We start from the raw sequence: 8,916 nt of genomic DNA on the forward strand, positions 1-8,916 counted from the left end.
TGTATGGATTAATTATGTTTTAAACCCAATTCTACAAGATGATCGACATGATTTTTAATGGTTTCATTCTTAAATCGCTCTGTAACGTCAAAAGCAAATGCATGAACCAATAAAGTACGTGCTTGCTCGTCACCTATACCACGAGCCTGAAGATAGAACTTAGCATCCTCATTAAATTGACCTATGGTACAACCATGGCTACATTTAACATCATCCGCAAATATTTCTAATTGGGGTTTAGTATTTATGGTAGCATTGCCGCTTAAAAGCATATTATTATTTTGCTGAAAAGCATTTGTTTTTTGAGCATCTAAACGAACAAATATCTTACCGTTAAAAACGGCAGTAGATGAGTCTTGAAGAATATTCTTATACCACTCATAACTTTCGCCATAAGGTTTCATATGATCAACAACTGTATGGTTATCAACCAATTGATTGTCGGACAATAATGTAATTCCATACAGATGACTTTCTATATTAGGATCATCCATACGAACATTTATCGTGTTTCGAACAAAAGAAGAACCAGGGAAAGTACAGTTATAATTATTATAAAGACTATATTTCCGTTGAATAATTTCCGTGTGATTATTAAAACTGCTTTGGGAACTCGCTTGTTGTAAATAATAATGTTCCAATTTCGCATTTTCCTCAATCACGATCTCTGTAACCGTGTTTCCAAGAGTCTTTGATGAACCATCTTCAGTAACGAATGTCTCAATAATCTGTGCCTCTGCATTCTTATCTAACACGATTAAATTACGCGTTTGATAAAATGTTTGTGACTCAGCAATCGAAATATGAACAACATGAATTGGTTTTTCAATCACTCTAGCAGTTTGAACTTCGATAAAGAAACCATTATTGGATAAAGCCGTATTCAACCAAACAAATGGGTTCTCAGCTTTATCTGCATATTGTGCAAAGTGCTTATTAAATACTTCTGACTGTGACGCATCAGCAAACGAACCAAGTACAACTCCTTGATCTTCAATAGTATCAGATAAATCATGACGATAAACACCATTAACCAATACTACCCGATAAGCATCAATGCCCTCTATCTTTGCAGCATCAACATTTACAGCTTTTCCAGGAAGATGAGCACCTAACTGATAACCTTCATTCAATACAGATTGAATATTTGTGAATCGCCACTCCTCATTTTTCGAAGTAGGAAAACCAGTATTTTTAAATTTCTCAAAAGCCTCCTTACGTTGGTTCTTGAGAGTCTTATCTTCAAAAAGTGGATCCTCAAAAGAACCAACTAATTGTTGATATAATGAACTAGAAACTTGTGTAATCATTTTTTTTTAAATTGCATTTTGAGTATCTAAACTCTCTTTCACCCAATCATACCCTTTTTCTTCCAACTCTAGCGCAAGCTCTTTAGTACCTGAACGCACAATCCTACCGTTGTAAAGAACATGAACAAAATCAGGAACAATATATTCCAATAACCTTTGGTAATGAGTAATCATTACAAAAGCATTTCCAGATGATCTCAATTGATTAACGCCATTCGCTACAATACGTAAAGCGTCAATATCCAAACCAGAATCTGTTTCATCCAATATCGCCAATGTTGGCTCTAGCATAGCTAGTTGAAAAATTTCGTTTCGCTTCTTCTCACCGCCAGAAAAACCTTCATTTAAAGAACGGTTAGTCAGTTTGGCATCAAATTCAACCAATTGTTGCTTTTCTTTTACAAGAGCAAGAAACTCCTTTGCACTTAATGGAGGTAATCCTTTATAGGCACGTATTTCTGTTAAAGCAGTTTTTAAGAAATTTATATTCGAAACGCCAGGAATTTCTATGGGATATTGAAAAGCTAAAAACACACCTTCACGTGCACGATCCTCAGGAGACATCTCTAATAAATTCTTACCATTAAACACCGCCTCTCCAGCTGTCACTTCATATTCAGGTCTTCCAGCCAATACTGAGGCCAAAGTACTTTTTCCAGAGCCATTTGGCCCCATAATAGCGTGAACTTCACCTGGCTTAACTTGCAGGTCCAACCCTTTTAATATTTGTTTATCTTCAATTGATGCTTGAAGGTTACTTATGCTTAACATTATTCTAAATTAGATTTTAAAAAAAATATACTTATATAAAAATTAACCAACACTACCCTCTAAGGAAATAGCTAGAAGCTTCTGTGCCTCTACCGCAAATTCCATTGGTAATTGATTTAATACTTCTTTGGCATAACCATTTACAATGAGCCCGACAGCCTGTTCTGAATCAATTCCTCGTTGATTCAGATAAAACACCTGATCTTCACCAATTTTGGATGTAGTTGCTTCATGTTCCAACATAGCAGATTGGTTTTTTGATTCAATATATGGAAACGTATGTGCTCCACATTTATCACCAATTAACATAGAGTCACATTGAGTATAATTACGAGCACCGTCTGCACCTTTAGCAATCTTAACCAAACCACGGTAACTGTTATGGCTAACCCCTGCAGAAATACCTTTAGATATTATACGGCTACGAGTATTTTTTCCAAGATGTATCATTTTTGTACCCGTATCTGCAACTTGATGATTTCTTGTTAAAGCAACTGAATAAAACTCTCCAACTGAACTATCACCTTTTAAGATAACACCTGGGTATTTCCATGTAATTGCAGAACCTGTTTCTACTTGAGTCCAAGAGATTTTACTGCGATCGCCTTTACAAATACCTCGCTTTGTAACAAAATTAAAGATTCCTCCATTACCATCTTTATCACCAGGATACCAGTTCTGAACGGTAGAATATTTAATTTCTGCATCTTCCATAGCTATTAATTCAACCACAGCAGCGTGCATTTGATTCTCATCACGCATAGGAGCAGTACACCCTTCCAAGTAGCTTACATAGGCTTTGTCATCTGCAATAATCAACGTTCTTTCAAACTGTCCGGTGTTTTCTGCATTTATTCTAAAATAAGTAGAAAGCTCCATCGGACAACGAACGCCCTTCGGTATATAAACGAAAGATCCATCAGAGAATACTGCAGCATTCAAAGCCGCATATATATTATCTGTAGGAGGAACCACCGTTCCTAAATATTTTTTAACCAACTCTGGATGATGTTGAACCGCTTCACCAAAAGAACTGAATATAACTCCTTGTTCTTTTAGTTTTTTCTGAAAGGTAGTTTTAACAGATACTGAATCAAAAACAGCATCCACAGCAACTACACCAGCAAGAACTTTCTGTTCATCCAACGGTATTCCCAGCTTTTTAAAAGTATCCAATAATTCAGGATCAACCTCATCCAAACTATCATATTTGGGCTTCTCTTTTGGAGCCGCATAATAAGACATGTCCTGAAAGTCAACATCAGGATGTTTAAAATTCTGCCAAGTAGGCATAGTCATTGAAATAAAATGGCGATATGCTTTTAAGCGCCACTCTAATAACCACTCGGGCTCATTCTTCTTTGCTGAAATGAAACGAATTGTATCCTCGTTTAAGCCCTTAGGGGCTATATCCATTTCGATATTGGTAGTAAAACCGTACTTATATTCTTCGGTGGTTAATTCTTCTAATAATTGTTTTTCAGAACTCATTTTATAGAAATTTGAGAAATGTTCTCTAATTGAAATCGATATGCAAGAATAGCTACTAGGCTACTAATACAACAAAGTTACAATTTGAGAGTTAATAAATAACTTTGACAATTGATTTTTACTCAATTTTGATAATCAATGATAATCAGACTAATTATCAATAAGCCAACACTACAAAGATAAGGCTTATTAAATGATATTAGCCTTAATTAATTCCTTTTCCATTGCCTTCTGAAGTAATATAGCTTCCTCGCGGGCTTTTTCTGCAAAATCTTTTCCAGCAGAGGCATAAATGATAGAACGAGTTGAATTAATTAATAAGCCACAATCAGCATTCATACCATACGTACAAACATCTTCCAAGCTTCCTCCCTGCGCACCAACACCAGGAACAAGAAGAAAATGATCAGGAGCATGTTTTCTAATTGTCTTAAAAGCTTCTCCCCGTGTGGCACCAACTACATACATCAAGTTTTCAGAGTTTCCCCAACGGTTCGCCTGGACAATCACCCTTTCAAAGAGTTGTACACCTTCTGCATCTTGAATATTCTGAAAATCAGCACTCCCTTGATTCGAAGTAAGAGCTAAAACAATGGTCCACTTATCTTTAAATTGTAAAAACGGCAAAACCGAATCACTACCCATATATGGAGCTACGGTTATTGAATCAAATCCCAAACCCGAAGCCTCTTCATCAAAAAAAGCCTGAGCATACATATTTGCTGTATTTCCAATATCCCCACGTTTAGCATCTGCAATACTAAAACATTCTTTCGGCAAAATTTTCCATGTCTTTTGTAAGCTCTTCCAACCCTTTAACCCATAGCATTCATAGAATGCAATATTAGGCTTATAAGCAACGCATAAATCAGAAGTAGCCTCAATAATCCGTTTATTAAATTCGTAAACAGGGTCATCATATTCCAAAAGGAACGAGGGAATTTTCTTAATATCCGTATCTAAACCTACGCATAAAAAAGAACGCTTAATTTTTATTTGTTGGATAAGTTGCGCTCGTGTCATTAATAATTCTGTATTGTTTTGGACAAAACTATCAAAATGTAAGGTCTAAGACGATTTTTTTTAAATTAATTTTTGATATTCCAATTCTTATGCATAGAATTGTGGCGTAATCTCAAAATTACTCGAAGTCGAGAAAAAATCAATATTATCTTAGCGCTTAGAAGAAATAAAACATTCAAAACAAATTCTATTGAAGAAATAGATGCAATAGAACCCTATTTAAAATAGCATAATCCGATTTATTATAATAATTATTTGATGGATATTACTGAATTGAACGCAAAGCTCGTGTCTGAGCTACGTGAAATCGCCAAACTGATTGGTATAACTGATGCTGACAAGTTACGCAAACAGGATCTGATAAACAAGATCTCTGCAAACGAAATTGAGCAAACATCTACCGAAGCAGTAGAAAAAACAGAAAGAATTACAGAAGAAAAACAAGAGAATGATTCAGCGGATAGACCGAGGAAACGTGTTCGCCTTGCCAAATCTGCTCAACCTGTTGCAGACACTAAGCCTCACAAACCTGCGTCAACTCAAAGTAGAAACCCTTTTAAAGCAGACGCTACTCCTGACTCTACACATAAAACAGAGGCTGTACAAGATAAATCTTCATACGCAGAAGCTCCACCAGTAGAGGTTCAAAAAGTTCAGCGGCCAGAAAGACCAGAGCGACCAGAAAGAAAACCAGCAAATAACCCATCCATAAATAAAAGTGATTCTAATACAAGTAGTTCTCCTATTTCAAATCTTGATTTCGACAATGTTATTGCCAATGAAGGTGTATTAGAAATTATGCCTGATGGATATGGGTTCTTAAGATCATCAGACTATAATTACCTTTCATCACCAGATGATATCTATGTATCGCAATCCCAGATAAAACTATTCGGACTTAAAACCGGTGATACAGTACGAGGAAGTATTCGCCCGCCAAAAGAAGGAGAAAAATATTTTCCACTGGTGCGTGTTGAAGCTATCAACGGTCAAAATCCAGCAGATATCAGGGACCGTGTTCCTTTTGATTATTTAACACCGCTGTTTCCAACAGAAAGGTTTAAACTATACAACGGGCCAGGAAACTTTTCTACCAGAATAATTGATTTATTCACACCTATTGGAAAAGGGCAACGTGGTTTAATAGTAGCACAACCAAAAACTGGTAAAACCATGCTACTGAAAGATGTAGCAAATGCGATTGCTAAAAACCATCCTGAAGCCTACTTAATAATTCTTTTGATTGATGAAAGACCAGAAGAAGTTACCGATATGGCTCGCAGCGTCCGAGCGGAAGTTGTAGCTTCCACATTCGATGAGCCTGCCGAAAGACATGTAAAAATCGCAAACATCGTTCTTGAAAAAGCAAAAAGAATGGTAGAATGTGGTCATGATGTAGTTATTCTATTAGACTCGATTACCCGTTTAGCTCGTGCATACAATACAGTTGCACCCGCTTCAGGTAAAATCTTATCTGGTGGTGTTGATGCAAATGCCTTACACAAACCAAAACGATTCTTTGGTGCGGCAAGAAACATCGAGAACGGTGGCTCCCTGACTATATTAGCAACCGCATTAATTGATACAGGTTCTAAAATGGATGAGGTAATCTTCGAAGAGTTCAAAGGTACTGGTAATATGGAGCTTCAACTTGACCGAAAATTATCTAACAAACGTGTATTCCCAGCAATTGATCTTACTGCATCAAGCACACGTAGAGATGATTTATTGCTCGACAAAGAAACATTGCAACGTATTTGGGTACTGCGCAATCATCTTGCAGATATGAATTCAAGTGAATCAATGGAGTTCCTATTGCAACAAATGCGTGGAACACAAAGCAATGAAGAGTTCTTAATCAGCATGAACCGCTAATTTATTTCTTTCAAATGTTTATAAAGCACATTCCCAATGCTATTACATCCCTTAATTTATTAAGCGGTTGTTTGGGAGTTGTTTTTGCATTCGACGGTAATTTAAAATATGCAGGTTATGCTATTTTAATAGCAGCTTTTCTTGACTTTTTCGATGGAATGGCAGCAAGGTTATTAAATGTAAGTTCTCCCATTGGGAAACAACTCGATTCTCTTGCCGATATGGTAAGTTTCGGATTCTTACCAGCTGTTATTCTATATCAACTTATTAGCCAGTCGTCTGGAATTTATAATGAGAATGAATGGATTAAATACCTGGCATTTCTGATTGCTATTTTCTCTGCTCTCAGATTAGCCAAATTTAATATAGATACTCGTCAAAACGATAGTTTTATTGGATTGCCAACTCCTGCTTGTGCATTAGTAATTATTTCTCTTCCTTATATCATAGAACGAGGTGGGTTTATGGCTACAATTTTTCAATCATCGCTAAGCCTGGTCATCTTAGCATTCATTTTAAGCTACCTCTTAGTTGCCGAATTGCCTTTATTATCTTTAAAATTCAAGAATCTAAGCTTTCGTGAAAATCAGTATCGTTATATTTTGGTAGCTTTGGGGATTATATTGTTTGCATTTTCTAACTTTGCATCAATACCATTAATTATTCTAATATATATTCTATTATCAATAATTCAATTTAATATTAAAACATGAAGTTCATCGCAGAAATAAATGTAATGCCGCTAAAAGAGATCTTAGATCCACAAGGCAAGGCTGTTGCAGGAAGTATGAAAAATCTAGGCCTTTCGAACATTAAAAATATTCGTATCGGTAAACATATTACGCTAGAATTAGAAGCAGAAAATGAACCTGCTGCACGAGAATCTGTAGAACAAGCTTGCAAGCAACTCTTAGCAAACCTTATCATGGAAAGCTATGAATACACCTTAGAGGCTGTATAAAACAATATATTTAATAAAATAAGGAGAGGCTAAACTTAAACGTTTAGCCTCTCCTTATTTTACAACTAGCGATTAAGCTCTATCTTTCCTCTTTTGGGGAAAATTTAATTACTTCTAACGGATCATTCAGTTCTTTCAAAAGCTGTTCAATTGTTTTCGATAAGACCGGATGCATATAATCCGAAGCAATTTCTGCTAACGGAACGAGTGTGAATTTTCGTTTATGAATATACGGATGAGGAATTATCAGATCCGAATCATTTAAAACCAATTCATCATAGAATAAAATATCAATATCGATTAATCGCGACTCCCATCGCAATTGACGGGTTCTACCTAAATGACTTTCAATCTCATGAATCGCTTTCAACAATTCGTGAGGAGTTAAGGAAGTAATTACACCTATTACCTGATTCAAATACGATGGGTCACCTTCTCTCCCCCAAGCCGCAGTTTCGTAAATAGCCGAATGTTTTATTACAGACCCTATTCGTTCTTCAATTTCACTAAATGCCTTGGATAACTGGTTAAAACGGTCACCCAAATTTGCTCCCAGTAAAAGATATATCATACTCATTTAACAAAGCTATTAATTATAAAAACAGCTTTCATTATTATCGTAAAATTTGATTTTCAAATATCTGTAACACCAGCCCCCTATAAGCATCTAAACTTATAGATAATTAATAATTTAAAAATAAATGAATTCATTTTTCAAATATGTTCTAGCAACTATAGTCGGCATAATCGTAGCTTTCTTCCTGATTATATTCATCTCGCTGGGTATTATTGGTGGTTTAGTTCACTCAATAGGTAGCGATGAGCCGGTTCTTGTAGCTGAAAACTCTATTCTCACCATTTCAATTCCATATTCTATTGATGAACGGACCAATAAAGGCTTATTAAACAGCCTTAGTTTTGCCGGTCTTGACAATAATCGAATTGGGTTAAATGATATTCTGACACGTATTAAAGTTGCGAAAACTGATGATAAAATTAAAGGTATCTATTTAGATTTAAGCTCTGTTACCAGCAGCTTCGCCACACTAGAAGAAATAAGAAATGCGCTAATAGACTTTAAAAGTTCTAAGAAGTTTATCATAGCATACAGTGAATACTATTCTCAGTCCTCATATTACTTAGCCTCTACTGCGGATAAGATTTACCTTTATCCCGAAGGCTTACTTGATTTCGCAGGAATGTCAAGCCAGTCAATCTTCTTTAAAGGAGCGCTGGATAAATTAGGAATTGAAGCTCAAGTTATTAAAGTTGGAACCTATAAAAGTGCAGTCGAACCCTATATCCTCGACAAGATGAGCCCCGCAAACAGAGAGCAAGTAACATCCTTCTTAGGCTCCATCTACTCACATTATTTAGACGAAATTTCTCTAAGTCGCAAAATACCTGCCGACTCATTATTTACTATTGCAGATAAGTTAAAGATACAGGATGCTAAAGATGCAGTAACCTACGGATTGATAGATG

The 8,916-nt window shown here is 35.8% G+C and carries 9 protein-coding genes; 4 read left to right on the plus strand and 5 right to left on the minus strand.

Annotated elements, in window-relative coordinates:
• Window positions 1-8: 8 nt before the first annotated feature.
• The 4 genes from sufD to pyrF form a co-directional block, all read right to left on the minus strand.
• Window positions 9-1,310 carry a Fe-S cluster assembly protein SufD gene (gene sufD, locus VL047_RS11050; protein ID WP_325360553.1) on the minus strand — a complete coding sequence of 434 codons (1,302 nt, stop codon included), beginning with the start codon at window positions 1,308-1,310 and terminating at the stop codon, window positions 9-11.
• A 6-nt stretch (window positions 1,311-1,316) separates the two neighbouring features.
• Entirely contained in the window at window positions 1,317-2,081 is a 765-nt protein-coding gene (sufC, locus tag VL047_RS11055) for a Fe-S cluster assembly ATPase SufC (RefSeq protein ID WP_325360555.1), read from the minus strand.
• Window positions 2,082-2,123: 42 nt separating this feature from the next.
• The gene (sufB, locus tag VL047_RS11060; RefSeq protein ID WP_325360556.1) at window positions 2,124-3,572 is read right to left on the minus strand and encodes a Fe-S cluster assembly protein SufB; all 1,449 of its coding nucleotides are present in this window, start codon (window positions 3,570-3,572) and stop codon (window positions 2,124-2,126) included.
• 189 nt (window positions 3,573-3,761) lie between these two features.
• Window positions 3,762-4,595 (minus strand): orotidine-5'-phosphate decarboxylase, encoded by an 834-nt coding sequence (pyrF, locus tag VL047_RS11065; protein WP_325360558.1) that lies wholly within the window; start codon window positions 4,593-4,595, stop codon window positions 3,762-3,764.
• 258 nt (window positions 4,596-4,853) lie between these two features.
• On the opposite strand from pyrF, the gene rho reads away from it, so the two are divergent.
• From rho to purS, 3 genes are read left to right on the plus strand one after another with little or no spacing between them, the layout of a single operon-like run.
• Window positions 4,854-6,470, plus strand: coding sequence for a transcription termination factor Rho (gene rho, locus VL047_RS11070; RefSeq protein WP_325360560.1), 1,617 nt, complete (start codon window positions 4,854-4,856; stop codon window positions 6,468-6,470).
• A 14-nt stretch (window positions 6,471-6,484) separates the two neighbouring features.
• Window positions 6,485-7,183, plus strand: coding sequence for a CDP-diacylglycerol--serine O-phosphatidyltransferase (gene pssA, locus VL047_RS11075; protein WP_325360561.1), 699 nt, complete (start codon window positions 6,485-6,487; stop codon window positions 7,181-7,183).
• Window positions 7,180-7,431, plus strand: a complete 252-nt coding sequence (gene purS / locus VL047_RS11080) for a phosphoribosylformylglycinamidine synthase subunit PurS (RefSeq protein ID WP_325360563.1) — start codon at window positions 7,180-7,182, stop codon at window positions 7,429-7,431. Before pssA ends, purS begins: the two co-directional genes overlap by 4 nt.
• 79 nt (window positions 7,432-7,510) lie before the next feature.
• Here the strand turns inward: purS and folK are convergent, their stop codons facing one another.
• A complete protein-coding gene (gene folK, locus VL047_RS11085; RefSeq protein ID WP_325360565.1) occupies window positions 7,511-8,008 on the minus strand; it encodes a 2-amino-4-hydroxy-6-hydroxymethyldihydropteridine diphosphokinase in 498 nt (165 codons plus the stop codon).
• A 124-nt stretch (window positions 8,009-8,132) separates the two neighbouring features.
• Here folK and VL047_RS11090 point away from each other — a divergent pair.
• Window positions 8,133-8,916 (plus strand): S49 family peptidase (locus VL047_RS11090; protein WP_325360567.1); only part of this gene is annotated, 784 nt, incomplete at its 3' end.

The organism is Albibacterium sp. (assembly GCF_035514885.1).
In the GTDB taxonomy this organism is placed as follows: domain Bacteria; phylum Bacteroidota; class Bacteroidia; order Sphingobacteriales; family Sphingobacteriaceae; genus Albibacterium.

What these genes read in the sequence shown, in the direction of transcription:
- sufD (WP_325360553.1), bottom strand. Translation starts at nt 1,310, where the DNA reads ATGATTACACAAGTTTCTAGTTCATTATATCAACAATTAGTTGGTTCT.
- sufC (WP_325360555.1), bottom strand. Translation starts at nt 2,081, where the DNA reads ATGTTAAGCATAAGTAACCTTCAAGCATCAATTGAAGATAAACAAATA.
- sufB (WP_325360556.1), bottom strand. Translation starts at nt 3,572, where the DNA reads ATGAGTTCTGAAAAACAATTATTAGAAGAATTAACCACCGAAGAATAT.
- pyrF (WP_325360558.1), bottom strand. Translation starts at nt 4,595, where the DNA reads ATGACACGAGCGCAACTTATCCAACAAATAAAAATTAAGCGTTCTTTT.
- rho (WP_325360560.1), top strand. Translation starts at nt 4,854, where the DNA reads ATGGATATTACTGAATTGAACGCAAAGCTCGTGTCTGAGCTACGTGAA.
- pssA (WP_325360561.1), top strand. Translation starts at nt 6,485, where the DNA reads ATGTTTATAAAGCACATTCCCAATGCTATTACATCCCTTAATTTATTA.
- purS (WP_325360563.1), top strand. Translation starts at nt 7,180, where the DNA reads ATGAAGTTCATCGCAGAAATAAATGTAATGCCGCTAAAAGAGATCTTA.
- folK (WP_325360565.1), bottom strand. Translation starts at nt 8,008, where the DNA reads ATGAGTATGATATATCTTTTACTGGGAGCAAATTTGGGTGACCGTTTT.